This is a genomic window from Parendozoicomonas sp. 209JJ7-1, from assembly GCF_058147085.1.
The window spans coordinates 117,676-142,924 of the sequence record NZ_JBYVJU010000010.1; the positions used below are offsets into that span (position 1 = coordinate 117,676).

The following is a 25,249-nucleotide window of genomic DNA, read 5'->3' on the forward strand; positions in this document are numbered from 1 at the left end:
GACCCCTTTCAATACCCGATCCATGCTGGCAGAAACGGCCATGCATGACCCGGCGTTTGTTCCAGAAGAATATCAGATATCCGTTTTCTACTTCTCAAGCTCGGTGCAGTACAGGTCTACGCCCGCTTCACTGATCCGCTCTTCATTGGCTGCCCCGAGGCCACCGTCGGTAATAATCAGGTCGAAGTCTTTCAGTTCACTGATTTTATGGAAGGAGTAACGGCCATACTTCTCGCTGTCGGCCAGCAGGATTGAAGTATCCGCCCGCTCAATCATTTTCTGCTTAAGTACGCATCTACGCTCTGTAGGCGTTGTTACGCCACGGCGCAGATCCCAGGACGTGCAGCCAACAAAGGCAATATCCACATGAATCAGGTCGAGGAAATTACTCACTTTCCCCCCCAGACAAGACTGGGTACGGTCATCCACTCGCCCTCCCGGCACATACACTTCAATATTGCTGTACCGGCACAGGAACTGGGCCTGGGCCAGATCAGTGGTAACAACACGAATATTACGATCTGTCAGTTGCCGGGCAAGCGCCATGCAGGTGGTGCCGGCATCCAGCAGGATTGAGTGTCCATCGTGTACCATGGAGGCGGCATACCTGGCGATGGATGCCTTTTCTGCCGGACTCTGGCCACGGCGTTCTTCAGTATGGGGCTGGATATTAATAAACTGCCCGATGGTCGCGCCGCCATGGGTACGGCGCACAACACCCTGCTCTTCCAGCTTGTTCAGGTCTCGCCGGATGGTCATGCTGGACACGTTCAGATGCTCAGCCAGAGTCTCAACATTGGCGTATTCATGCTGTCTCAGATAAGTGAGGATATGTTCACGGCGCTCTATCGCTAACAAGGATTCATTCCCTCCAGAAACCGGTAATTCACAGCCCTCCGGTTAGCCGAAGGCTCCAGGGGCAGGCAGTGATAGCTGATGCGGCAGTATTATAAGGAAAAAGCCCGGTTAACCCCTCTTCGGAAAGCCGGCATAACGCAGAATATAAGATTTTTCCCGTTTTCCGGTTACTTCTTTCGAACTTTTTCCTGGCAACACAGTCAATATTGGTAACAGGTGGTTTCATGGATGAGGCTGCTAATACTTTGGTCTTATATAAAGCGGGTCTTATATAAAGCGGGTCTTAAAAAGGCCTTTTAAATCTGGACGTATAAGAAAGCAGTAAACATGGAGGTTTGCTATGTCTTTTCCTAATATTAATCAGGCTTTTTTGGCTATCCCCAGCTATACAATGTCCACTTTGGAGAAGATAGCTTCTGTCAGCTCCAAAGAATTCCTGCTCAACGGCTTTTCAGCCGCCAGGAGCGGTTTAAAAACTGTATTCAACCGGGCATGCACCGAGTTCACTCCTGTTCGTGAGGCTGTAAACGTTGGCGGAACCTACGTCAGCGGACAGATAGCCGGCGTCCAAGCGGCTCTGAAAAGCGCATTGTCGTCTTACCCTGCCATTACCAGACTGGCCGAAAGAACCGCTGTCGTACTTCCAGCTGGCAAATACTCTGTTGGTACGGTCTGTACAATCGCAGCGCCTTTTATCAGCCCAATACTTAGCACAGGATACAGAATTGCCCGACGTACCGGCATCTCCCGTTTGCAACAACATACAAATGAACAGGCTGTGCTGCAGACCATCAAGGTTGAAGACCCTTTAGAAAAAGCGGCTATTCTTCGACAACGTGCCTGTACCCTCAACAAAAGAGCGCAAGACCAATTAAACCAGGTCAACGCTAAAACCGGATTGGGGGATGTAATTGGTTATACCCTTACTACTGTCGCTCCTCTGCTTGTTATTCCCCAGATAGGTGTTCCCGCGGCCCTGGCCCTGGCGACCACTGCCGTTGTGTTCCGCTACGCCTCCAATCGCTTTGATAGCTGGCGGGAAAGGGTTATGGCCCATGCCACTCAAAAACAGTCTGATGGACTGGCCAGTACAGCTGCCCTGTACCAGAAAGCCGTTGTGTCAGAGAAACAGCTCAAGGAACAGAAAAAGCGTACACAGCTACATCTTCAAAACCTGCAGAAATGCAGTGCATCCTATGAAGCCAATAAGCAACAAATGCAGGAGAAAATCAGTAAGCTTGAAGCACAGGTCGATGCATTACAAACACTGTTCAGCAATCTTCAGGAAGAAAAAGAAAAGCAGCAAAAGCTGAATAGAAGTCGAGAGCACGACATGAAAAGTACCATTAACTCTCTGGGAAGGCACAATGCCCAACTGCAGGAGGAACTGGCCCAACGGAACCCCCAGGCTGAAGGTGGCATTGTGCCGGTACTTGCTGAAGATGAAGACGATGAAGATAGCAATGAGGTATTCGTAGACGCCCCGCAAGACATGCCGGGCAATGATCCAGTTCACCCGGTTACAGAAGAAGATCAAGCTGAAAAAAGTGGGGATATAGTAGAGGAATCTCCTTCCGAAAAAGCTTCTTACAAAGCGGTATCCACTTCTTTAGCTAAAGAGACTGAAGAAACAAAGACAACCTGGGGTAATCCCTTTAACTGGATTTCAAATCAGTTCTTCTCAGGGTGTCCCACCAGTATTGAGGATCTGAGAATATCTTAAGTTAACCTCCTGGACTATGGGCCGGTTTACCGGCTCTTTTTTTAACTGGCCCTTTACTGACCTGGAAGGAGTGATTCAAGAAGGCAGAAAGAATACATGGGTTATATAGCAAAGTTATCCGGGCCATTTTTCTACGCTTTCACTAACTGGGTTATCAAAAGCTCAGAGAAAAGATCACCCCGGTCTGATCATCCCTGTTTCTGGCAATTGCCTTGCCCCCATGGCAATCCATTACCAACCGGACAATATAAAGTCCCAATCCAAGATGAGGTTTATCTCCCCGGGTTTTACGTACGGATACCATGGAATCAAACAGTCGCCCGGCCATAGCTTGCGGCAGGGGGGCACCATCATTCTCCACAGAGATAACGGCCTGCCCTTCAATCAGCTGCAAACGTAAGACAATGGTTCCCTGTACCGGGCAGAAGTCCACTGCGTTTGAAACCAGTTTATCCATCGCCTGAACCACCAGTTCCGGAAAGATAGACACAACACAAGACTCTTGTTGTATATCCAGCAGAAAACGGCTTTGTGGATAAACACCGCTGTATGCCTGATATAAATCTTCCAGCATCCGGGCAAGATCTACAAACTCCCTGTCACCGGCATCCACCGTACTGGCAAACATATTTTCCAGTCGGGTGGCTTCACTGATGGTATTCAACAGTGTGCCTAAACGGTCGGCACCGGCCAGCGCTCTGGAAACATACACCTGCCCCTGTTCGCTGACCTGTTCATGCTCCAGATTATCCAGGGAGGAACGTACCACCGCCAGAGGTGTACGCAGTTCATGGGAAAGCTTGCTGCCCAGGGTTCTTAAATAATCCGCATGTTCTTCCTGGCGGCCAAGCATAGCGGCAATACTGCGGGACAATTCCCCCAGCTCATCTCCGGAATCACTCACAGGAAATGCAGCCTGTAACCGACCATCACGCCCCAGGCAGCGATCAGTCGCCCGGTTCAGCCGGGTAATACGCACCGACAGCCACGAGGCATAACCCAGCAGGCCCGCAGCCACCAAAAGAATAGTGAGAAAGCTGACCGAAAATAACCGGTCAAATGTGCGGCTGGCCAGAGAGAGTACTGCCTGGCTGCCCTGTTCCGCTATTAAGGCTCCCACAACTTCCCCCTCTTTTCGCAAGGGCCAGGAAGCCAGCAACCGGTACTGACCCCCATCCCGCTGCCATGTCGAGTGAGGCTGTCCTTCCAGTGCCGATACCAGTTCACTGTTCTGCCAGCCACCGCCCCGCCAGTAAGCTTTGTATTCCGGCAGGCGGCCCCAGTCCAGAATGGACTGGTAAAACCAGCTGATCAGCCAGAAGGCTTCATTATTTTCTGTTGCATGGACACTGCTTCTTGCGCCGGTTTCCGCAATCTGCCAACCGGCACTGTCGATAACTCCCAGACGCATATCCGGTTCGAGGAAAGCCTGCAGAATTTCGCTAAGGTTCATATCCGGCAGAATTAACTGGCCCGGTTCTGTTCCCGATTCAAAAGAGGCCACTCTCTGATTATCACTGCCCGATACCACGGAAAAGCCCACACGCTGCCCCACCATGGAGAGGGGCATAGTCAGTTCCAGTTGATAACCATCGGGAGTGTCCCGCCAGACACCGCGAATTCGACTCTCCCGGGTCAGGTGGTGAATGCCATTCCAATCTTTTATGATTCTGGCAATAACCGGCCCCGGAGCTTCTGTCACTATTGTGTATGACGTTACACCTTGCCCGCTATCAAACGACAGATTTATTCTGTCGCCATTTTCCAGGGTTTCTTTAACAGGATTGTAATAAACGACATCCAATTTATTTTCCACCTGAAAGGCCAGATAAAGACTGGAGCCGTTTGTTGCGGCGGAAAAAGAAACCTGAAAAGTATCATCCGGATTCTGCCGGGACTTATATTCCCGGCTGGTAATACCATTGCTGCGCCAGTCATCAAGGTAACCATCCATTACCAGATGGCCGCTGACCGGTTCAACATAAACCGCGTTTTTTCCCTGTACAGGGGCTGGCAGTAAATCCTCCAGGGCAAGGCTTGAAGCTGTGGCCCGCAGGGAGGCATTTACAACCTGAACCTGCTGCTCCCGCCAGGTAAGTTCCATCTCCTGTACCCAGCGAATACCCCCAACAGGCAGTGCAAGAACCAGAAGACTGACTATCAGCAGCTGACGACTGAGCCTCACCGGGTACTCCAGCGATAGCCCATTCCGTAGGCTGTTTCTATGGAGGAGAAATCACCGGACACTGACTGAAATTTCTTGCGGATACGTTTGATATGGGAGGTCACGGTATTGTTATCAAGAACCGTTCTTGCGGCATCCATAAGTTGTTGGCGATTGCGCACCTGTCCGGGATGGCGGGCCAGACAGTGAACAATCCAGAACTCGGTGACCGTAAGATCTACCGGTTGGCCTGCCCAGGTGACGGACATACGATCCAGATTGATCTGCAATTCTCCTCGCTCCACCACTTCATCCTGCTCTTTAGGCTTGCTGGAGAGTTCCACCCGGCGCAACAGAGCATGCACCCGGGCCATCATATGGGCGATGCTGATATCTTTGGTGAGGTAATCATCCGCTCCCAGGCGCAGGCCGGAAATCACATCCAGCTCATCATCCCGAGCAGTAAGAAATACTATCGGCAGCCCGGGAGCCTGCGTTCGCAGTTCCCGGCACAGTTCAAACCCACCTTCCACTTCATCTCCAAGGCCAACGTCTATCACTGCCAGATCTGGCAGCCCAAGGCGAAAACCGGCCATGGCCGATGAGCGGTCTGAATACAGGCTGACACTGTATCCGTAACGCCGAAACGCATCCCGGTAGTTCTCCGCAATGGCGGTTTCATCTTCAACTATTGCTATATGGCGAGACATTTTTCCTGCCCCCGGAATCACCGGTAATCCCTGTAAACCCGCAAGGTTATCACAGCAACCAAACTCTGGTACCCTGCACCGGCTCTGGGGGAGTAGTTTCCCGCTTTCTTTGTTCACAGTTGTTCCAACAGAACGGGAAAGCCGGGTGGTTATCAACATAATCGGGCCTCAATGCCTGTGGTAACCACAACCTGCATATATCGCATTTTCAAGCGACCATATCGGGTTTGACGAGACCTGCGGCATAACCATTCTGAACCGGGGCGGGACGAGTGGTTGTGTTGCTGTGTATCGGTCGAACCTGTTCCTGCCCCTGGTATCGCTTAAAAACTATGGAAACACTCTCGATCGCAACGTTTATGGTTTTGATCGCTGAAATTGGTGACAAAACCCAGCTCCTTGCCCTTCTGCTTGCCTGCCGTTACCGCCAGCCCTGGACCATCACCCTGGCTATTTTCCTGTCCACTCTGGTCAACCACGGGATTTCCGCGTGGGTGGGTAACTGGCTTGCCGGCCTTGTGTCTCTGGATATTCTCGGGTGGGTTGTGGGTCTGTCTTTTCTGGCAGTTGCCGCATGGACTCTGATACCGGACAAGATGGACGATGAAGATACCGGCTTCCACCGTTACGGCCCTTTCCTTGCCACATTCGTACTCTTCTTTCTTGCGGAGATAGGTGACAAAACACAGGTGGCGACAGTCGTACTGGCTGCAAGCTATGAGTCCCTGTCCATGGTGATTATCGGAACAACCCTGGGCATGATGCTGGCCAATATCCCCGTTGTCTTCCTGGGCAATGGCCTGGCTGAACGGCTGCCCCTGCTCTGGATTCGTCGGGCCGCCGCTGCGTTGTTTGCCGTCCTTGGCATTGTGACTCTCGTTGCTTAAATGCTGATATTTTAAAGCTATCCCGATGGCCCTTAATCACAGGGCCATCGACTGACAATGTCTTACTGGTGTGCAACAAACTGGTCATCTCCATCCCTGAGTTCAATAGTCACGACCCGTTCCATAGCATAGGCATCCACATTGCCTTTTTCCGCCTCTGAACGACGGGCACCGTAGGCTGATGTCACAATACGTTCTGCCTCAATACCCTGGCTTACCAGATAATCACGAACACTCTCAGCCCTGCGCTTGGAGAGTTCCAGGTTGTATACATCCTTGCCCCGAGGGTCGGCAAAACCGGCCAGCTGTACCTGTACATTTCCTTTTTCATTCAGCAAACGAACAAGGACATTCAGACGGGCTTTATCTCGAATGGACAGTGAATCTTCAGCTGTGCGGAACATAACGTTCAGCTGAAGGGAATCAAGGGCCAGATTCTGGTAACGGCCAGCTTCCAGTTTGGCCAGCATCAGCTCTTCTTCCGCCCTGCTTAATCTTGCCAGAGCTTCATCCCGCTCAGTTGTCACTTTTGTTGTCAGAATCTCCGCTCTTCTGGCCGTGTTTACGCTGTCACCCAGCCAGTCTCCGGCAGCCACACCCAGTACAAAACCAATGGGGCCACCAAGCACTGCGCCGGCAATAGACATGCCCGCCATCACTCCGGTTTTTTCTTTGGTCCATTCTTCGCTGTTGGTCAGATTTTTTGCCTGAACGGGTAAAGCAAAAACTGCGCTCAGACCTAAAACCATAATCAGTTTGGAGATATCTGTTTTCATATCCTGCCCCTCTTGGGTTGTTGGTTTCGACAGGTTTATTAAACCCACCAAAAGGGGCAGAGCCGTGGCGAGAGTATGGCAATTTGAGGAGCAATTATGGCGAATTATGGCAACTGCTCCCATACTCGCCTGCAGAAAAACCGGGGTATTACGATGACCAATTCACTCAAGCATATTGGCGTACTCACATCCGGTGGTGACGCGCCGGGCATGAACGCAGCTGTTCGAGCGGTTGTCCGTGGAGCCATTTTTCACGGCATGCAGATCACCGGCATTTCAGAAGGCTATACCGGCCTGCTGACCGGCAGGATGGAAAAGCTGAACAGTCGGTCGGTTTCCAATATTGTGAACCAGGGTGGCACCTTTCTTAAATCTGCCCGCTGTCGTGAATTTTATGAACCGGAAGGCCGTGCCAAGGCCGCAGCAGAACTGCAGAAGGCAGGCATTGACGCGCTTGTGGTGATTGGTGGTGATGGTTCTTTTACTGGCGCCGTGGCACTGGCCCGGGAACACAAGATAGCTGTCGTAGGTGTTCCGGGCACAATCGACAACGATATCTATGGCACTGACCTGACTATCGGTTTTGATACGGCCACCAATACTGTGGTTGAAGCCATTGACAAGATTCGTGACACAGCCACATCCCATAACCGATTGTTCTTTATTGAAGTGATGGGCCGTGACGCCGGTTATATCGCCCTCCATGCAGGCATTGGCGCGGGCAGTGAAGAAATCCTTATTCCGGAACAGGACAGAGGTATTGACTACCTGATCAGCTCACTGGATCGCAGCAACCGGGCAGGGAAAACCTCCAGCATTGTCATTGTTGCTGAAGGTGGGAAAAGCGGAACCGTCTTTGAGATCGCCAAAACAGTTGAAGAAAAATTGCCCGGCTACAGCGCCCGGGTCACTATTCTTGGCCATCTTCAACGGGGAGGTCGCCCAACCTGTGCCGACCGGGTTCTCGCCAGCCGACTGGGAGTCGCAGCAGTTGATGCCCTGCGGGACGGGACATCGGGAGTCATGGTCGGGCTGAGGGACAATCGTATATCCCTCACTGGGTTGGAAAAAGCCTGTAAAGAAATCCCGGCCATGGATCCAGAGCTGATCCGGGTCGCGGATATTATAACGACCTGATTTTACAGCTCTTTCCTTAGCCGCAGGTATCAAATCAGGCTTCACTCAATACGGCATAGCGGCAGTTCGGGAATTCTTCACACACCCAGACATTCTGTCCGACATGTTCGCCTTTGGTAATGGCACGCTGTTTCATGCCGGAGCCGCACTTTTTGCACATGCGTTCACTGTTGTCTGCTTCGGATTCCTGGGCGGAAAGGCTCTTATCCTCGGGTTCTTCTTCCTGTTCCCGCACATCCCCTACGGACGTCCAGTTATCCAGTTTCGCTTCTATTTCTGCCGCTTCCATAACCGCCTGACGCAGACTGCTCACGTCCAGTATTCCACCTATCTCGTACACCAGCAGGGGCAAGCCAACCTTGTCACAGTACTCCCGCAGGCAATCCGTCTGTTTGGTTTTCGGATTATTCCGTTCCACCAGAACGATGGCGCATTTGGGCAACATCTTACGGCGATCGCACAGCAGCAGATCAAACGCGCTGTTCTTTATTTTCCCCGGCAATGGGCTGACTGAGCCAGATGAGCGTAATACATCTTTAACCGGGATATTTCGGAAAATATTGAAATAATCACGTACGGCAACATCCAGCAGGCTATAGAAAGAGCGGGATGCTCCGTTAAACAGCGGGTCCTGCAGATACATACTGACCCTGGACCTGTGCCGTAACAGGATAAAAGCCAGTAAGGCAATCAACAGTACGCCGACTACTGGAAGGATGTATATATAGGGTGGGAAACTTCCTGTCACTGAGAATTCTCACGTTGAACTTTCGATAGGTATATCCGTTCTTTTGATATTAACACACCATAAAAGTCCCCATAAATACCATAGGAGAAACCTGAATTATTGATGTTTCTCCAAAATGAAGTGGCAACAAATCTGTTAGTACGAAGTTTCGCTAAAACCGTAACAGTGTCTGTAATCAGATTATGAGAAATCATTACTCCGGACAGCTACAGAAGCTGCAATAGTTTCTGGACCGAGCGCAAGGGCTATAGGAAGACTGGTAACAGCCAGATGGAGAGTCACACTATTCTCTGAGGCTGTTACTTCCAGCTTTTTGAAATACTCCAACTTTTTCACATTCTCAAGAGGGCCCGCATAGGACAAACAGATAACAGGGGTAATCAGCCGTTTCTCATTGATACAGCGAATCAGATAATTAAGCAGCTTATCAACAGCCTTGGCCCTTCCCTGAATTTTGGCCACCGGGGTGTTTTCCCCCTGATGGATGGCAATAATCGGGTGAACATCCAGAACTTTTCCTAAGAATGCACTGAAAGCACTTACGTTTTTTGCGCCATGTTTACGTGCGCGCTCACGGACATAACCAACATCTTTTGGAATGCCATAGGTCCAAACGTATTTCTGGAACTCTTCAAGTTTGTTGTAAAGCTCAGAACGAGGTGTATTGGCATCTATAAGATCACAGGTGTATCTGGCAATCAGAGCCTGGCCAACACCAGCCGTTCGGGTATCAAATACCCGCAGGCTGAGCTGACCGGAAACTCCGGCAGTTTCCCGAAAAGTTTTATAACTGACAGGTATACGCTGAGCGGCTTCAAGAGCACAATCGTAGACCCGATTATTCGCTTTGGAGACTGTCTGTATACTGATGTAATCGTAATCTACGGCCAGCGACTCCAGAACAAAAGCCTCAATCTCCTCTGCACTGGGAGGAATAATATCTGCGTCATGACTGATATCCAGACGACCAGATTTATATTGTTCCAATATAAAGGTCTCATTCCGATCATCAATCAGTATCTCATCTTTGCATTGAATTTTCAGGGGCAGGACAACAATGTTTTTCTCTTTAATGTAATCCGAAGATAATTCACATCCTGCATCAACAACGAGTACTGATTTCATTGTGTTTTTTCCTTTTTTATTATTTTGTCCACTTAGTTTGGTGGCACTCGGCCTGAAGGAGCATTTACGGGAAAAAATTAGCGCTTACTTTACTTTATATCGTATGCATATTGTTGTCATCTGTCTGATATTTCAGAGAGCGTTTTGCCAGCCCTCCAAATAACGACAGTTGTTGCATGGATAACAATTACTCCGGACTTTACATCAGTCATATATACAAGCCATTTTCCGCTATACAAACACTTCACAAACGTCACTTTTCAGGAAGCTGTTTTTATGCTGATGTCTGCAACCACTATGTTGGCAGTCGTGGGTTTTTCTTTTGTCGCTTCAGCAACCCCCGGTCCCAGCAACCTGTTACTGGCCTGTTCCAGCATATCCTTTGGAGCCAGACGAACCCTGGTTCCCATGTTCGCGGTGAACTTTGGTATCTTCCTGGTTCTGGTTATCACTGCCCTTGGTATTGGTCAACTTATACAACTGCACCCACTTCTGCCCAAAACCCTTAAGTGGGCGTGCTTTGCTTACCTTATCTATCTCGCCATCAGTATTGCCCGCGCGTTTGGAGGAGCCCTGGATGGCGGGCACCTGCACCATGCCGTAACATTCCGGCAGGCATTTATGCTGCAGTGGATGAACCCCAAGGTATGGATGATGGCGCTCACATCCCTGAGTATCTTTCCTGAGCACGGGCCTTATTACGTTGAAAACGCGGCCATCGTCGTAATTATCATGACGGTTATCAACCTTCCATCCATTGCCATCTGGGTGGGATTTGGCAGCGTTATGAGCCGTGTACTTTCAACCCCCCAGCACCGCCGCCTGTTCGGCTATATCATGGGCTTATTGCTGGTAGGAACGGCACTGCTGGTTGTACTTGAGTAATAACGATAAAAATCCATGGGTTTCCAAAAATAAATGACCACACAGCGTACCTGACAAATAAATAACAGGTGCTAGGCTGCTATCCGTCTTAACCAGCGACGGTACACCATGGCAGATAGCATAACCGACAAACCGTATCTTTTCTGGCTCCGGTCAGCACTTCGTGAACTGGCTGTTTTTATCGTGCTGCTTTTACCGGTCTGCGGGCAAACTTCTGCCAAAGAGGCGATTCCCATTAAAGGCCTGGTGGTTTTTGGGGACAGCCTCTCCGACAACGGCAATACCTGGCGGCTCAGCCACTACTACCAGGGTTTGCCAGACCCTTTTGGAAAAGATTACCAGGGAAATATGTTTCTGGACTTTTTTCAGGATACTTTGTCGACCATTATTGGTACGGTTGGCCCACAGTTTGTTTCCTTTCCCAGCTTTCCATCAGCACCTTACTACAACGGCTTCTTTTCCAACGGGCCGAGTACAGCGGAATACGTTGTCGATTACCTCGGTCTTAACCGTGAAGACCCAAATCAGTATTTAAACCTGGCCTTTGGTGCCAGCTGGACCACAACCTTCGGTGATGCCCTGCGCCATTTCTGGAACCAAAAGCAGATGCCCAACCTGAGGCTGATGTTCCAGGGCAAAGTTATGCCCCCCAGTTTCAGCCATGTGGTTGATGTATTTTTGCAGAACAGGCCCAGACTGAACCCGGATACCATGTATGCAGTGTATTTCAGTGGAAATGATTACCTGAACGGGTTTAGTGATACCTTGATAGTTCCTTCACGGCAATTCAGTAAAATCCGGGATCTCATCAATGCCGGAGCACGACATATTTTCTGGGGGCTGGTACCCGACTATTCCATGGCCCCCTGCTTCCACAAAGGCCCCCGCAGAGACCTCGTCACAAACTGGGGCAGACAGCATAATGCCAATGTAAAAAAACTGGCCGCCACCTTTTCCAAAGCCTGGCCCCAAGTGAAGTTAATAATGGGAGATATCGGTCATATCTTCCGGGAAATTGCCTATGACCCGGCCAATAAGTTCAAGGAAATTCACAAGCCCTGCATCAATGTTTACCTGCCGGGCTGTGACAGGGATGAAAACATGGTGTCCATTTTCGACATGTCCAAAGCCTCCGTATGCAGTAACCCCGATGAGTATTTGTTCTGGGATCAGGTGCATGCCACAACCCGTGTGCATAAAATCGCATCGGGTCATATCTGTCGCCTGGTAAGGGATTCCGGCTACCAGATTGAGTGCCCGGATCAGGAAACTCTGCAGGCGTTACCCGCTGTGGAAAAGACCGTTATTTCTGACCAGCTAGAAGCCATTTCAGCAATTCAGTAACAGAGTAAACATTGGATAACCAGCCTGGAGCGTATTTATTCATTCTACCCTGTGTTTCCTTCATGGTGCCGGTTACTTTTGGCTTTTTCTCCAGTGGAATGAAACGGGATACCAGCTGTCCCGTTAGATAATGGGGAAGGTAACGGACAAAGTAATCCAGCTGCCCGGACAAAGTCAGACTGTTCTTTTCATCAAGCCAGTACTGACTGATGACTTCGGGATCAGTTTCACTATCAGGGCGTAATCGTAACACAGGGCTTCCCGGCCCTTCCCATGACAATTTGGGCCCACAACCCGGTCGCCCAAGATAAAACACAGCCACTCCTGGATGCTGCTGTACCCAGGTTTCCATATCCAGCTTTGCTTCATTTGGGGACCAGACAAACTCTCTCCCTTCCTGGCTTGCCCGGTACAGGGTTCCACCCTGGCATTCCTGTGCATAACCTTCAGAAAGCGCCTTGTAACAGGCCAAAGCTTCATGAACCTGCTCTATAATCTTTGGGTGAAGCAGGGTGCGAAAATCATCAACTTCATGTCGGCTCTGTCTCTTGGCAATCTGATGCTCCAGCCAGGGAGTGCCTGTATCGCCCAGTTCAGAATTGAAGATAATTTTTCCAGCTTGTCTGGATTTATGGTCAAGAAACCCGGCCAGTAACCTGCTACCGTTTTCACCGGCCTTCAGGGTTATCCTGTCTATTCGCAAAGTATCCATAACATTCAGCAATGGTCGCCAGGGCACGCATTCAGGGGGACCGGACTTTCTGTCGTCCCTGCGCAATATCCGGGGAATACGGTGTATGCGCGTGGTCACGCCTCCCATCGTCCGGTCATTATCCTGTATATCAATAAATGCCCGCTCCGCCAGACAGGCAGGAAGCTGTACTGCAACACCATCCACCATCTGCTGCCAGTACCAGCGCCGAAATGAACGTATGCCTGATGCCGCAGCTGCGCTCAGGAAGGTCAATTCAAAAGTCAGGTTAACCAGTCTTGTTCCAGTGTGATAATAACTCTCTATGCCCCCCAGAAACTGGGCACCAAGATAAGCCTTTCCTGCCCCCCAACCATTGTTATAAAGGTTTCTCAACTGCCAGAACCATGCATACACAACAGCTGCACTGTTTACAGTGTGACTTATCCCCCCCAAAGAGCCGGTAGCGCCCATCAGCAAATAAGCCGAACCAAGAACGAAAGAAGGAATCAAACCACCATAAATTGCAGATGTGTAAATCCTGCTCCAAAGGTCACTGCTTATCCCATCCATAAACAGGATACGGTTACCTGAACGAACAAAAGTCCCGGTCCTGTTACTGGCAGAGTTCGGCAGAAGCCAGCCATTACCGGGAATGTGATCCGCCCCCCAATCTGCGTCAAGACTGGTCACGGGTTCGACAGGAATATCACCATAACGGACATCAGCCGCCCACAGACTGCAAGTTCTCACTGCCACCAGAAGGATCAGGATACCTGCACGCAAAGTGGAAAAAACAGCCATAGGGTTCGGTGTTACTTGATACCGGAACAATGATTACCAGAACAATATAGTGAGGCCAAATAAGAACGATGGTTTTATTTTGTGGAGGCTTTGTATCAGAGCTACTTACCAATCCAGTTCCCGAGTTATCTGCCCCTTCTCCAGGCTAGCCAGTTTCCGGACTGGGGGCTGCCTTTTTCTCCCGGCTTTTGCTCTCAAGAGCCGCTTTATTGGACTCAATAAAACGGCTGCAGATACGACCATCCTTATCAGCTCCTTCCGGTAAAGACTGGTTTATCTTTTTGGCAATAGCCTTGGCAAAGTTGAGCATTTTCACTGTTGGTTTACGAGGGCCAGAGATTTCGTTACCACGGGACGCACTTCCGGATACCGGACCATGGCGGGATTGCAGTTCTTTAAGATATTCCTCCAGTCGATTCAGCTGTTTACCCACAAATTTATTGCGCTGCTCGGTTGCGGTGGTGTCATCGCTACGCAATTCACAGATACGGTTCAGCCAGTCTTCCCAGACAGCGGTTGTCTCCACCTGCACCAGCCATGGGGGCAGGTCATCCACAAGGGCTTCACCTTTGGTTGTACTCTCCAGCCGGCCGCCTTTGCGCTGGATAAATTCCCGGGTTAACAGAGTTTCCAGAATACTGCTTCGGGTGGCTGGCGTGCCGATTCCCGCACTCTCACGAAGCAATCGTCTCAGTTTAGGGTCTTTAACATGGCGGCCAACGGATTTCATCGCCTTAATCAGTGAGCGGTCGGTAAACCAGGGTGGCGGCCGGGTGGTACGGGTTTGCAAATCCACGTCCCGCAAAGGAGCGGGCATATGTTTCTGTACGGGTATTGGCTGAACATCGGAAAGCTTTTCCCTTTCAGCAGGAAATGCCTGCTGCCAGCCTGGATCAAGTACACAGTTAAGGGTTGTGGTAAAGCGGCTGTACTCATGGCCAAGCATATCCCGGGCGGGAACAGCAATACCCAGCTTTTGTTCCCGTATCTGTGCCGGAGGCCAGAGCGCTTGTACATAACGCCTTGCTACAATTTCGTAAGCCTGCTGTTCCTGCCGGGACATACGGTTTATCTGGGCTGCTTTCTGTGTGGGAATAATGCCATAGTGCTCCATGGGCTTGCTGGTAAAGCACGCGGGCCGGAATGATGCGTAAGACGTGTCCTGGCCATTATGGATATCCCGCGCCCGGACTGCGGCCTGGCCGACGGCGGGAATACTGGTTAGATGTTCCAGAACAGGATTACGCTCACCCGCCTCATACAGGGACAGAGGCAGTTCCGCATGCTCGGTGCGCGGGTAGGTTACAAGTCCATCGTTGTACAGTTTCTCAAGCAGCTTCTGGGCCTGAGAAGCCGTTAAACCCGCAGCTTTATGCATTTCCACCTGAAATTCCGCCAGATCACAGGGCATGGGCGGCTGACGTTTCAGCTCACGGGTTTTGCTACCCACAACAATTGCTCGGTCGCCAACGGCCAGCAGTCGTTCTCGAAAAGCCTGCACCTCGACTTCCCCCACAAATAAAGGGGAATCCAGTGGCTCAGGAACCCCTTCCCGCACCAGTTTTTTTGAAGGCTCCCATTCCACTCCCGGGGGGAGGGCGTCAATAATTTTCTGACTGATCTGGGGGTTATATCTTGCGGTGATAGTTTGTCCGGCCAGATCAAAGTGGCCATTAATCAAAAAGTGATCTTTAGGAACAAAATTACGGATTTCCCGGCAGCGTTCTACCACCAGAGCCAGCGTTGGTGTCTGAACCCTGCCCACAGAAACAACTGACCCCCGGCCACCCCCCTGGCCAAGATGCTTTCCCATCTTTCCATGGCGTGCGTAACAGGTCAGTGCTCTGACCACAAACTGGTAGGCCCAGTCTGAACGTGCCCGGGCTTCTGAGGCACGGAACCAGGACTTCATCTCCTCACCACTTTTCAGATGACTGAAGGTTTTTTTAACCGCCGATTTATCCAGTCCGTCCACCAGCCAGGCATGGCGAACAGGGCCATGGAAGCGACAGTGTTCTAATAAATGCCAGGCAATAGCTGTGCCTTCCCGGTCCGGGTCGGTGCTGACAATCACTTCCCCGGCACCCTTTAAATGCTGGCGGATAACTTTGAGATACTGGGCGGGTGTTTTTCCTTTGCGACCCTTGCCCGGTTTACTGACCCGGATATCAAAGCTGCAGGGAATAGGCAGCAGAGTTGAAGGATTACTCCAGCTGGCATCGGGTTTCAATTCCTGCGGCTCCATCAGTTCCAGCAAGTGCCCGGAAGCCCACACAACGGTTACCGGCCTGCCGTTGAGCTGCCCGGAGCCGTAATCCCCGTGAATGCGCCAACCCATGGCTTCAGCAATCTGCCGGGCCTGGTCCCGCTTTTCGGCCAGCACAACAATAGGTTTAACGGTCTTACCAGGCGCGCTTTCTCTTCCGCTACGGTTCTGGCAGGAACCGTTTTGTCTGTTATGTTTTTTTCTTGCTGTCATGTGCGAAGAAACAAAGCCTGTATAACTGTATATATTTACAGTTGTCTAAGTTAATTCATCTCCGCAAAAAAGGAAAATTTTTGATGTGTTTTATTGCTGTGCCTGTCTTTGATTAAGCATCTGTACTTTGTATGTTACAGATTGCATTTCTGGCCTTCACTTTCAGAACTATTAACTAATCTTTTCCTTCTTTCCCTACTCTCTGGCCATAGACTATGAGAAATATATGTATACGTTTGTGCCTTGTTGTATCCCTGTCCCTGCTTAGCCTGAATATATTTGCTTTAGATACAGCCGAACCCCGAATGCCGGAGGCTTCCGCAATTCAGGTTACGCCTTTAGGAACATATATGACCCTGGGAGCACGCACGCTCTTTATTCCAGGAGTGCAGATTCCAGATTCAATGGTATCAACGCTGCTCAGGGCTGGAGGGGAAGTTATTTATCGGAAGCTTGTACATCACCTGATATTTATGACACTACACCACGCCCGCTCCTACTTTGGAAATAAATCTTTTATCGCTTATGCCACCTTGGGTATACCACTTGCCACAAACCTCTGGTACCTCTTATACCAGCTGCCAAAGCTCAGGAATATTGCAAGTCAGCAAATAGAAAGAGCCTTTAATACTGCCGGATACAAGAGGCAGGGCAGAATGCCCATTTATGTTGGCAGCCCCCTTGATCGCTCCGTTTTTATTGATTTCCTTATTCACACCCGGGAAATCACATTTCAAAAAGGCTACCGTCTGCAACTGGAAATAACCCCCTTAAGGCCAGTTGACCTGAATGCCCTGACATCCCCATGGCATAAATCATTAGGCATGCTGGTGAATGATGCTCTGGAAAATAATCTTGACTCTATTCACATCGAATATCCCGGGTATGGTGAAGCCATCATGCTGTCTACACACACCAAAGGCGGAACCTGGGAAGATTCCGAGCTTTATAGCACCGCTTATGAACAAGAGTTCCTGCCCCGCTGGCTGGAAAGATCCTATAAGCACCCCATCCACGATGAAGACCTGTTTTCAATTCTGGAGCCGGAAGGACTTCACTGCATCCGTGCAAAAATTCATGATTCAAACGCTGTATGCTCCCCTTTATCGGGCCTGACGGCTATAGACACGGCAGAAAGTAAAACCAGAACATTCAGTATGTCGTCCGCTGACAGCCCGACATTCCTGCATGTTCTGAATAACACCAGCTGGCATCCGGGTTACCCTGGGTCAATCGTTATATCTGGTTCTTCTTCCCTTGATGATGAAAACCATCGAAGGGATTCTGGCCAATACAGGATGTCCCGAAGCCTTGCCCATATTGGCGAATACATAATCAACAGAGAGTTGTCATACCTTGCAGACGCAACCGTTGGCGCTGCCCTGGATCTTCCCCTGAAATACTTCAAGGGTAAGTATGAAACTATTGAAGTGCTTTGGGATAACAATGGCGCAACAACATCAAGGGTCAAAGACAGCAACGGAAAAATATGGATCAGGAAAGAAATGCCGGTTGATATCCGAAGAGCACTTCTGGGATATGCAGTCCAGGGTGCTATGGAGATGTCCCTTCTAAAGAATGTGAAAAGCGACCATATCGGCAACCTTCATGATGCCTGGCTTGAAAATGCCGGTTCATCATCCGCAAAACTGGTAATGCTGATGGAAGATAGTGGCCAGGATCTTGGCTACCATTCACTCTCACTGTTGAAGCTTATTCGTCAGGACCCTGCAAAAGCTAACGCAGCTCTAACCGCACAAGGTCCCAAGTACAAACATAAAATCAAATCCATGGATGAGTTACGACAGGTTATTAAAGGCGCACTGCTTGGTCTTAAGGATCTGAACAATGCCGGATATGCCCATTTTGACCTTAAGCCATCCAATATGGTGATTGATAAAGATATGAAGGTAAGGCTTATTGATTTTGGAGGCAGTCCTAAACTTGATGCCAGCGGCAAGGGTTTGGCTCTGAACATGTCTCCGTCCTATGCCCCCCCCGAAGTCAGCATGGATAAACTGGGAAGCGGTAAGTTTTCGAAAATCACCGATATCTGGTCATTGGGAATATCTGCTTTAGAACTTCATGTTGATCATGGTCTGGGGGAAAGCTGCCAGGCCCAGAACAGGGAGGTGTGGGATGGTTTCGGAAAAGATCGTAATTTTGACTGGCTGGTTTCAAAGCTCAAAAACAGTCTGTTCAACAATATGCCTGTATTTGCAGACTTCCTGAAAGGCATGCTGAAAATCAACCCGAAAGAACGCAGCTCACCTGAAACTCTGCTGAAGCATCCTTTCCTGCAAACCAAGCCAGCATACTGAATGCTATAAACTCAATGCAGCCTGTTCTTCAAACAGGCTGCGTTATTTTTTCCCCTTCCGTTCAAGGTGAACCAGCGGCAATTCGGTTCGGCTGACCGGTGCCCGCAGAACAAAACTGGAATGGGCACCGGTCACCCCTTCCAGTGGCGTGATCTTGTTCAGCAAAAACTCCTGATAATACTCCATATCCGGCACCATCACTTTCAGCATATAATCCGCCGCCTGACCGGTAATCAGGTGACATTCCATCACCTCCGGGTATTCACGCACATGCCTCTCAAAATTCTCGAATCGCTCCGGTGTATGGCGATCCATGCTGATATTGATAAAGGCAGTCAACTTCAGCCCCAGCTCTCCCGGCACCAGCCTGGTGACATGATCAGCGATAATTCCACTCTCTTCCAGGGCCTTGACCCGGCGCAGGCAGGGTGAGGGGGACAGGCCGATACGATCAGCCAGCTCCTGGTTGGTAATCCGGGCATTCTTTTGTAATTCTTCGAGAATACGAAAGTCATAACGATCAAAAGCCATTTATTATTGCTCTCTTCTCAAACCATAAAACAATAATATGCCAAAAATAACCACAAAGTGAGAGCATTATTGTCAACAATTGCCATATTGACGCTACTTTAGCAATCATTCATCTCTTGTTTTTTTCTATTATATCTCCGTCGCCACAAGTGACACCCCAACCCTTCAGAGAGAACTGCCTTACAGGTCTCATAGAGAGTTGGAAGAACCTAACCGCCACAAGCGAACATGGTTGGTCAGTGGTCTTACCGGGACTGCGAAAAGGAAGCACAAAAGGCTCAGAGAAAACAGAATACGTGAAAGGCTGGTTCCAAAATGCCAGCCTTCTTTATTTTCGGCCTGTCTTTTCAGGTTAGTGGTTGCAGGGATTAGCAGGGGATTCCTCTATGAAAACGACAGAAATCAACCGACAGGTCGCGTTTAGCCATACCACATTTAGCCATAAAAAGTTTAGCCATAAAAAGTATCGCCCGTTTCCTCCAGTGAGAAAAACAGATCGCCGCTGGCCGGACCAGGTTATTGAACAGGCCCCCCAGTGGTGCAGCGTTGATCTTCGTGATGGCAATCAGGCTCTAATAGAGCCCATGACTGTAGAGCAGAAATGTCGTCTTTTTCAGCAACTCGTTGAAATCGGCTTTAAAGAAATTGAAGTGGGCTTCCCTGCCGCTTCCGGGCCTGATTTTGATTTCGTCCGCCTGCTGATTGATGAGAATCGTATCCCTGAAGACGTCACCATCCAGGTACTGACACAGGCCCGGGAGCATCTGATTTCCCGCACCTTTGAAGCCTTGAAAGGCTGTCGTCGTGCAGTTGTGCATGTGTACAATTCCACATCCAGGGTGCAGCGTGAACAGGTATTTCAACGGGATCGCGCCGGCATTCTTGAAATTGCCCGTGACGGTGCCCGTATGGTGATGGATGAGTCCCGCAGGCATCCGGACACAGAGTGGGTTTTCGAGTACTCCCCGGAAAGCTTTACCGGCACGGAACTGGATTTTGCCGTTGAAGTGTGTGATGCCGTTATGGAGATCTGGCAGCCTACATCGGAAAAGCCTGTCATTCTTAACCTGCCGGCTACGGTGGAGATGTCCACACCTAATGTCTTTGCCGACCAGATTGAATGGTTTATCGATAACCTGAAAAACCGCGAAGCAGTCATCTGCAGTGTCCATACTCACAACGACCGTGGCTGTGCCGTAGCCGCTGCCGAACTGGCGGTTATGGCTGGTGCGGATCGAGTAGAAGGCACCCTGTTTGGCAATGGTGAGCGTACCGGCAACATGGACATCATCACCATGGCCATGAACCTGTACAGCCAGGGCATTGCCCCTCAGCTGGACCTGTCCCGTTCCGATGAAATTATCCGCACTTATACCGAATGCACAGATCTGCCGGTTCACCCCCGCCACCCCTGGTTTGGGGAGCTGGTGTTCACCGCTTTCTCCGGCAGCCACCAGGACGCTATCCGCAAGTGCCTGAACCTTCGCAAGGCCGAAGCTCCCTGGAATGTGGCATACCTGCCCATCGATCCGGCGGATATTGGCCGGGATTACCAGGAAGTTATTCGTATCAACAGCCAGTCTGGTAAAGGTGGCGTGGCGTTTGTCCTGGAACAGGAGCAAGGACTGCAGACTCCCCGCTGGCTACAGATTGCCATGTCCTCGGCAGTGCAGGAGGAAGCAGAAAACAACTCTGCGGAAATGTCCGGGCGGCAGATCTGGGATATTTTCCAGCGCCGGTTTATGTGCATTGACGGTACTTACCAGATGGGTAATTACCAGCTCCAGCACACAGATAAAGGGGATTCCGTACAGCTGGATCTTCACTGCGCTGATGGCACCCTGTCCATCAACCAGACAGGACAAGGCCCACTGGATGCCTTTGCCCGTGGACTGGAAAGACTCGGAATACAGATGGACATTCTCGACTACAGCGAACATGCCCTCGGCAACGGTTCCGATGCCAGGGCTGTCAGCTATGTCCATGCCAGCATCAATGGCCAGCGGTACTGTGGCGCGGGAATCGACAGGGATATCGTGCTGGCGTCGTTAAAAGCCATGCTCGCAGCAGCCAACCAGTCACTGGAATCCGGACAGGCTGTAGCTTAAGAAAAATCCCGCTCACAATCGTCGTCCGCATACCCGGCTGGTGAGCTCCCTTTTTCTACCCCATAGCCATAATGGCGTTCTATGGCAATTAACAGAGAAGAACAAACTCAGAAACTATTTTATATATCCCGGATATATCTCCGTCTTAAAGTTGAATGATCTATCCTGCGAGCCTGGATTTTAACATGATGTCATCACGCTATGTGATTACATCTTCCGGGTGTTTCCTGTTTAGCTTTGTGCTACATCCGCAGAAAAACCATTTAGAGATTAATAATTTCCCTGGAGTCTGCAGTATGAGCTTTTGTCAAACAATCAGCCGCAATGGCGTAACACTTACCTACAACCCTAACTTCCCGGCTGCTCAATTGCTGATTTCATCCCATGGCACGAAAGCCGGAAGCGCATTTACTGTACCCCGTAATATGGACATCTGGTTTTACTGTCCGGATGGCACTTCACTCGTGGACATCAATCCCATTAACTTCGCCAAACTAAAAGTTTACCCTTACGAAATATACAAACCCGGTTCAAACTGTCCGAACTACGACCTGAGTTACTTTGAAGAATCAGAACAACTGATTAACGGAGCGGCGATATATTTTCAAACCTGGATAGATGCCAACAAGCAGGGGCATCCAGCAAAAAATACTTTGGAGGACTTCCGCCCCATTGCAATGGTTACCATCGACAAAAAACCCTGGTATTCGTTCAAAGGAACATCCTTGCAGGATGTAGTTCACTTTGTTAAAGAACTTGAACGTGAAGGTATAGCCGGAGGCTCTCTGTGTACTCATACATACAGCGCTGTACTTTGCGCCTTTTGCCGCGCCTCCAGCAATCCCTTTATCCGCTCCCCCCAGTATGACTGCATCATCAATGAGAAAGGAAATATCATAAAGGTTACCAACTAGCCTTATGGTATGTGCAGAACATTATTTCTGCTATCGACCGTTCCTGCCATATTGTATATAAGCTCTGGCGCCGGTGCCGGAGAACAGGCCAGCCCTGGCCCTGTGAAGCTATAACCCCAGGAAACAAGGGAAAACACCAGGAGCCGTGATAATATCAACCGGGTAATACCACAAGCGGTATAAAAACAATAATGATGCGCGCCTGTTTTATAGCTCTCTCATCTTTAGCTCTTTCAAGCTTGCTTTTTCTCAACGGATGCAGTGTTCAGGATTACCAGCCCCTGTTGTTAAAAAAATCACAACAGCTGCGTGCCACCGCTGAAACAATTGCCACCAGTGAATACACATTGCAGACCCTTCAGGTAACCCCCGGAATCAGCAAAACCCTGCGGATTTATATTGAAGGGGACGGGCGGGCCTGGGCCAGACGTTCCCTGCCATCCAATGATCCGACACCGGAGAACCTTCTGGTGATTGATCTTATGGCTGCTGATCCGACGACAGATAAAGTCTATATTGCCCGACCCTGTCAGTTTGTCATGACGGAAAGTTGTTCAAGACAAGTATGGACCGACCAGCGCTTCAGTAAAGCCGCTGTTCTCTCTTTAAACGACGTTCTTGATGTACTTAAAGCAAGAGGAAATTACCAGCAACTGGAACTGGTTGGCTTCTCCGGTGGGGCTGCGCTCGCTCTACTGGTATCAACTAAGCGGAGAGATGTTCGTTCAATACGTACTATTGCCGGTAACCTTGATCCGGCCTATGTCAACAAAATCCATAATGTCTCGTTTATGCCGGAAGCCTTAAGCCCGGTGAAATTTACCCGGGAGCTGGACGATATTCCCCAGATTCACTTCTCCGGCTCGGATGATGCCATAGTTCCACCCTCAGTCTATCGGGCTTACAAAACCTGGTTTGGTAAACAGGACTGTCTGGCCGGCCATACCCTTGCAGGAGCAACACACCATAACGGCTGGCGGGAGAGCTGGCTGGAACTGCTCAGCATCCCGATCCCGGTCTGCGCCTCCAACCCTCCACCTTTTATACTGAACTGAGCTTTAAATAGAGCAAAACAGAAATACAACCAAACAGGCGACATCAATCTGTTTGAACTATGTTCTCACTCACATATTCAGAGTGAGAACATAGTTCCATATGAAAAACAAACATTGCTTGAACGGACTGTTCCTACTGACATTGCTTTCCCTGTTTACAGGCTTATCCCAGGCCGAGGGGTTCCGGCTGTTTGACCGCTACTGGTCACCGACCGTTGTCCAGAAAGAAGGCAAAGGCTGGCAGCATATTTTTTCCTGCCGGAAGTGCTATCTCACACCATCACTGACCGTTATTACCTCACCGGAACAGATTACCGATGACTCTGTATTCCATGAGCTGGACCGCAGTTTTGAGCAGGTGACGAAAACCTCCCATATTCCCTGCGGCGTACAGAACTGCACAATTATCAGGGCCACCAACAGCCTGGCCCCCAACGGACCAAAACACTTAATCGCTATTGCCGCTACCTATAACCAGGATAATGCCCACTATTACCACTCCGCCCGGATTCTTCTGCTCAAAGATTCAAACGAGCAGGAACAGGAGATAGCCGAAAAGCTGTGGCTGAATATCCTGGGTTATGCCGATTTCAGGGAGCACAGTATGCTGCTTCATACTCCGGCAGAAACCGTGACTATTGATATTTCATCCCCTGACCGCACATTTCTCAGTGACCTTGTGGACAAATACGGTTTGACCAAACTCCTGCTTGGCTCCGCTGTTACCGCCACCAGTCTGGTGCTTTTTGGTACCCAGCTAACCCTGGGGCTGGCCGGTGTGCGGGGGCCATGCGGAAAACCTCTGCACCTGTGCCCCTGTACGAAAAAAGCCCTGGAGGTATTGCCACTGTAATGACTTGAAAGGTGTTCAGGCGGTCAGATGGTTATCCCAGCTGGTATCCGGGTAATGGACACGGAGGCGTTCCGTTATTTTTTCACTGCTGCATTGATAGGTGACCAGATAACCCGAACCTGTACTTACAGTAATCTGTTCTGGTCCTGTCACAGCAGCCCCGGCAACATCCTGAAGGGGAAAGCTGGCTAAAGGTTTGCGGGTTAAGACATTCCAGAAGGTAACAATATTGCCCCGGGGAGATGTGGTTGCCGCAATATTCTCTCTGGAAAGAAAGGCGACACTGGCGATATATTGCGAAAAATCCAGCCACTGGCTTTCTTTGGCATGCATCGGTTGAATGTCCTCACCTCGACGATGTACCGCTACAAGAGGCTGGACATCACCCTTGTCGCCCTGGTACTGCATTCCCAGCACAACGGTTCCATCGGAACCAATATCAAAGTGCCGGATACTGAGCTGGTGATGACGAAAGCTACGCTGTTCCAGCAACTCGCCAGTTGTTCTGTCGATATAAGTCAGCCGGGGAGCCATGGTGTCCAGATTCAGCTTTTTCCTTGGCTGGGCTGGATGGGTAAGAATTCCACCATTGGCCACAACCAGAGTATTTCCATCCGGGTGAATGCGCATTTCATGGCTGCCTATTCCGTGAGCCGGCAACTCTCCCACACGACGCCAGTCTGCTGTGCGGTAAATGCCGATTACACCCTGCCCGGACCCATAATCATTTTCTGTTGCGTACAGCAATTCTCCATCAAGGCTGAAGGAACCATGGCCGAAGAAATGCCTTCCCTGCTCAGCCTGCAACTCTCTGAAAAGGGTTCGCCTCTCCAGACCAACAACATACATCCTGCGACCGGGCCTGCGATCATAACAAACTGCAAATCGTCCGGAAGGGTGCAGAGAGAGTCCATGGGCACGATCAGGAATAGGCAGAACAACCTGCTGAACACCCTCTCCCGAAAACACACGGATAGAGTAAGGATTGTTTTTATCACTGCGGCTACGGGCCACACTCAGCAAGGGCTGAAAAAGGGAAGACTGGCAACCGGCAAGGGGGCCGACAGCGGCAACCGCGCCGCCAGCCAGAACAGAAGCAAGAAAAGTACGACGTAACATCAAACTGCTTAATGCTA

At 50.2% G+C, this 25,249-nt stretch carries 20 protein-coding genes; 10 read left to right on the top strand and 10 right to left on the bottom strand.

What is annotated here, in order from left to right; genetic code table 11:
- Window positions 1-87: 87 nt before the first annotated feature.
- Window positions 88-858, bottom strand: a complete 771-nt coding sequence (locus tag ACY2RQ_RS11690) for a DeoR/GlpR family DNA-binding transcription regulator (protein ID WP_490113155.1) — start codon at window positions 856-858, stop codon at window positions 88-90.
- A 340-nt stretch (window positions 859-1,198) separates the two neighbouring features.
- On the opposite strand from ACY2RQ_RS11690, the gene ACY2RQ_RS11695 reads away from it, so the two are divergent.
- Window positions 1,199-2,581: a BAR domain-containing protein gene (locus ACY2RQ_RS11695; protein WP_490113156.1), complete on the top strand. Its 1,383-nt coding sequence runs from the start codon at window positions 1,199-1,201 to the stop codon at window positions 2,579-2,581.
- Between the two features lie 154 nt (window positions 2,582-2,735).
- Here ACY2RQ_RS11695 and ACY2RQ_RS11700 read toward each other — a convergent pair whose 3' ends face one another.
- Together ACY2RQ_RS11700 and pdsR are read right to left on the bottom strand one after the other, a co-directional pair.
- Window positions 2,736-4,766, bottom strand: a complete 2,031-nt coding sequence (locus tag ACY2RQ_RS11700; protein WP_490113157.1) for an ATP-binding protein — start codon at window positions 4,764-4,766, stop codon at window positions 2,736-2,738.
- Window positions 4,763-5,455: a proteobacterial dedicated sortase system response regulator gene (gene pdsR, locus ACY2RQ_RS11705; RefSeq protein ID WP_490113158.1), complete on the bottom strand. Its 693-nt coding sequence runs from the start codon at window positions 5,453-5,455 to the stop codon at window positions 4,763-4,765. Before pdsR ends, ACY2RQ_RS11700 begins: the two co-directional genes overlap by 4 nt.
- Window positions 5,456-5,787: 332 nt before the next feature.
- On the opposite strand from pdsR, the gene ACY2RQ_RS11710 reads away from it, so the two are divergent.
- Window positions 5,788-6,342 carry a TMEM165/GDT1 family protein gene (locus ACY2RQ_RS11710; RefSeq protein ID WP_490113159.1) on the top strand — a complete coding sequence of 185 codons (555 nt, stop codon included), beginning with the start codon at window positions 5,788-5,790 and terminating at the stop codon, window positions 6,340-6,342.
- Between the two features lie 62 nt (window positions 6,343-6,404).
- Here the strand turns inward: ACY2RQ_RS11710 and ACY2RQ_RS11715 are convergent, their stop codons facing one another.
- Window positions 6,405-7,118, bottom strand: coding sequence for an OmpA family protein (locus ACY2RQ_RS11715; RefSeq protein WP_490113160.1), 714 nt, complete (start codon window positions 7,116-7,118; stop codon window positions 6,405-6,407).
- Window positions 7,119-7,214: 96 nt separating this feature from the next.
- Between ACY2RQ_RS11715 and pfkA the strand changes: the two genes are divergently transcribed.
- Window positions 7,215-8,255, top strand: coding sequence for a 6-phosphofructokinase (gene pfkA, locus ACY2RQ_RS11720; protein WP_490113161.1), 1,041 nt, complete (start codon window positions 7,215-7,217; stop codon window positions 8,253-8,255).
- 34 nt (window positions 8,256-8,289) lie between these two features.
- On the opposite strand, the gene ACY2RQ_RS11725 is transcribed toward pfkA, so the two are convergent.
- Both ACY2RQ_RS11725 and ACY2RQ_RS11730 read right to left on the bottom strand, forming a co-directional pair.
- Window positions 8,290-8,898 (bottom strand): DUF2726 domain-containing protein, encoded by a 609-nt coding sequence (locus ACY2RQ_RS11725; protein ID WP_490113162.1) that lies wholly within the window; start codon window positions 8,896-8,898, stop codon window positions 8,290-8,292.
- A gap of 285 nt (window positions 8,899-9,183) precedes the next feature.
- Window positions 9,184-10,128: a DegV family protein gene (locus tag ACY2RQ_RS11730; protein WP_490113163.1), complete on the bottom strand. Its 945-nt coding sequence runs from the start codon at window positions 10,126-10,128 to the stop codon at window positions 9,184-9,186.
- A 276-nt stretch (window positions 10,129-10,404) separates the two neighbouring features.
- Here ACY2RQ_RS11730 and ACY2RQ_RS11735 point away from each other — a divergent pair, with 276 nt between their 5' ends.
- A complete protein-coding gene (locus ACY2RQ_RS11735; RefSeq protein ID WP_490113164.1) occupies window positions 10,405-11,013 on the top strand; it encodes a LysE family translocator in 609 nt (202 codons plus the stop codon).
- Window positions 11,014-11,121: 108 nt separating this feature from the next.
- Window positions 11,122-12,357, top strand: a complete 1,236-nt coding sequence (locus tag ACY2RQ_RS11740) for an SGNH/GDSL hydrolase family protein (RefSeq protein WP_490113165.1) — start codon at window positions 11,122-11,124, stop codon at window positions 12,355-12,357.
- Here ACY2RQ_RS11740 and ACY2RQ_RS11745 read toward each other — a convergent pair.
- Entirely contained in the window at window positions 12,317-13,852 is a 1,536-nt protein-coding gene (locus tag ACY2RQ_RS11745) for a hypothetical protein (protein ID WP_490113166.1), read from the bottom strand. The two genes, ACY2RQ_RS11740 and ACY2RQ_RS11745, sit on opposite strands and share 41 nt — an antisense overlap.
- A gap of 145 nt (window positions 13,853-13,997) precedes the next feature.
- Window positions 13,998-16,331 (bottom strand): DNA topoisomerase, encoded by a 2,334-nt coding sequence (locus ACY2RQ_RS11750; RefSeq protein WP_490113167.1) that lies wholly within the window; start codon window positions 16,329-16,331, stop codon window positions 13,998-14,000.
- 656 nt (window positions 16,332-16,987) lie between these two features.
- On the opposite strand from ACY2RQ_RS11750, the gene ACY2RQ_RS11755 reads away from it, so the two are divergent.
- Complete coding sequence (locus tag ACY2RQ_RS11755; RefSeq protein ID WP_490113168.1) at window positions 16,988-18,652, top strand: protein kinase domain-containing protein; 1,665 nt, start codon at window positions 16,988-16,990, stop codon at window positions 18,650-18,652.
- Between the two features lie 42 nt (window positions 18,653-18,694).
- Here the strand turns inward: ACY2RQ_RS11755 and ACY2RQ_RS11760 are convergent, their stop codons facing one another.
- Window positions 18,695-19,183, bottom strand: coding sequence for an Lrp/AsnC family transcriptional regulator (locus tag ACY2RQ_RS11760; protein WP_490113169.1), 489 nt, complete (start codon window positions 19,181-19,183; stop codon window positions 18,695-18,697).
- Window positions 19,184-19,569: 386 nt separating this feature from the next.
- On the opposite strand from ACY2RQ_RS11760, the gene leuA reads away from it, so the two are divergent.
- From leuA to ACY2RQ_RS11780, 4 genes are all read left to right on the top strand, one after another.
- Window positions 19,570-21,291 carry a 2-isopropylmalate synthase gene (leuA, locus tag ACY2RQ_RS11765; protein ID WP_490113170.1) on the top strand — a complete coding sequence of 574 codons (1,722 nt, stop codon included), beginning with the start codon at window positions 19,570-19,572 and terminating at the stop codon, window positions 21,289-21,291.
- 296 nt (window positions 21,292-21,587) lie between these two features.
- Window positions 21,588-22,205 (top strand): putative adhesin, encoded by a 618-nt coding sequence (locus tag ACY2RQ_RS11770; protein ID WP_490113171.1) that lies wholly within the window; start codon window positions 21,588-21,590, stop codon window positions 22,203-22,205.
- Window positions 22,206-22,489: 284 nt separating this feature from the next.
- The gene (locus ACY2RQ_RS11775; RefSeq protein ID WP_490113172.1) at window positions 22,490-23,260 is read left to right on the top strand and encodes an alpha/beta fold hydrolase; all 771 of its coding nucleotides are present in this window, start codon (window positions 22,490-22,492) and stop codon (window positions 23,258-23,260) included.
- 100 nt (window positions 23,261-23,360) lie between these two features.
- Window positions 23,361-24,113 (top strand): hypothetical protein, encoded by a 753-nt coding sequence (locus tag ACY2RQ_RS11780; protein WP_490113173.1) that lies wholly within the window; start codon window positions 23,361-23,363, stop codon window positions 24,111-24,113.
- A 15-nt stretch (window positions 24,114-24,128) separates the two neighbouring features.
- On the opposite strand, the gene ACY2RQ_RS11785 is transcribed toward ACY2RQ_RS11780, so the two are convergent.
- Window positions 24,129-25,232 (bottom strand): DUF1513 domain-containing protein, encoded by a 1,104-nt coding sequence (locus ACY2RQ_RS11785; RefSeq protein ID WP_490113174.1) that lies wholly within the window; start codon window positions 25,230-25,232, stop codon window positions 24,129-24,131.
- Window positions 25,233-25,249: the final 17 nt, after the last annotated feature.

Excerpts from the sequence above, each read along its gene's own strand:
- ACY2RQ_RS11695 (WP_490113156.1), top strand. The coding sequence starts at position 1,199 with ATGTCTTTTCCTAATATTAATCAGGCTTTTTTGGCTATCCCCAGCTAT.
- pdsR (WP_490113158.1), bottom strand. The coding sequence starts at position 5,455 with ATGTCTCGCCATATAGCAATAGTTGAAGATGAAACCGCCATTGCGGAG.
- ACY2RQ_RS11710 (WP_490113159.1), top strand. The coding sequence starts at position 5,788 with ATGGAAACACTCTCGATCGCAACGTTTATGGTTTTGATCGCTGAAATT.
- ACY2RQ_RS11715 (WP_490113160.1), bottom strand. The coding sequence starts at position 7,118 with ATGAAAACAGATATCTCCAAACTGATTATGGTTTTAGGTCTGAGCGCA.
- pfkA (WP_490113161.1), top strand. The coding sequence starts at position 7,215 with ATGGCGAATTATGGCAACTGCTCCCATACTCGCCTGCAGAAAAACCGG.
- ACY2RQ_RS11725 (WP_490113162.1), bottom strand. The coding sequence starts at position 8,898 with ATGTATCTGCAGGACCCGCTGTTTAACGGAGCATCCCGCTCTTTCTAT.
- ACY2RQ_RS11730 (WP_490113163.1), bottom strand. The coding sequence starts at position 10,128 with ATGAAATCAGTACTCGTTGTTGATGCAGGATGTGAATTATCTTCGGAT.
- ACY2RQ_RS11735 (WP_490113164.1), top strand. The coding sequence starts at position 10,405 with ATGCTGATGTCTGCAACCACTATGTTGGCAGTCGTGGGTTTTTCTTTT.
- ACY2RQ_RS11740 (WP_490113165.1), top strand. The coding sequence starts at position 11,122 with ATGGCAGATAGCATAACCGACAAACCGTATCTTTTCTGGCTCCGGTCA.
- ACY2RQ_RS11745 (WP_490113166.1), bottom strand. The coding sequence starts at position 13,852 with ATGGCTGTTTTTTCCACTTTGCGTGCAGGTATCCTGATCCTTCTGGTG.
- ACY2RQ_RS11750 (WP_490113167.1), bottom strand. The coding sequence starts at position 16,331 with ATGACAGCAAGAAAAAAACATAACAGACAAAACGGTTCCTGCCAGAAC.
- ACY2RQ_RS11755 (WP_490113168.1), top strand. The coding sequence starts at position 16,988 with ATGCCCATTTATGTTGGCAGCCCCCTTGATCGCTCCGTTTTTATTGAT.
- ACY2RQ_RS11760 (WP_490113169.1), bottom strand. The coding sequence starts at position 19,183 with ATGGCTTTTGATCGTTATGACTTTCGTATTCTCGAAGAATTACAAAAG.
- leuA (WP_490113170.1), top strand. The coding sequence starts at position 19,570 with ATGAAAACGACAGAAATCAACCGACAGGTCGCGTTTAGCCATACCACA.
- ACY2RQ_RS11770 (WP_490113171.1), top strand. The coding sequence starts at position 21,588 with ATGAGCTTTTGTCAAACAATCAGCCGCAATGGCGTAACACTTACCTAC.
- ACY2RQ_RS11780 (WP_490113173.1), top strand. The coding sequence starts at position 23,361 with ATGAAAAACAAACATTGCTTGAACGGACTGTTCCTACTGACATTGCTT.
- ACY2RQ_RS11785 (WP_490113174.1), bottom strand. The coding sequence starts at position 25,232 with ATGTTACGTCGTACTTTTCTTGCTTCTGTTCTGGCTGGCGGCGCGGTT.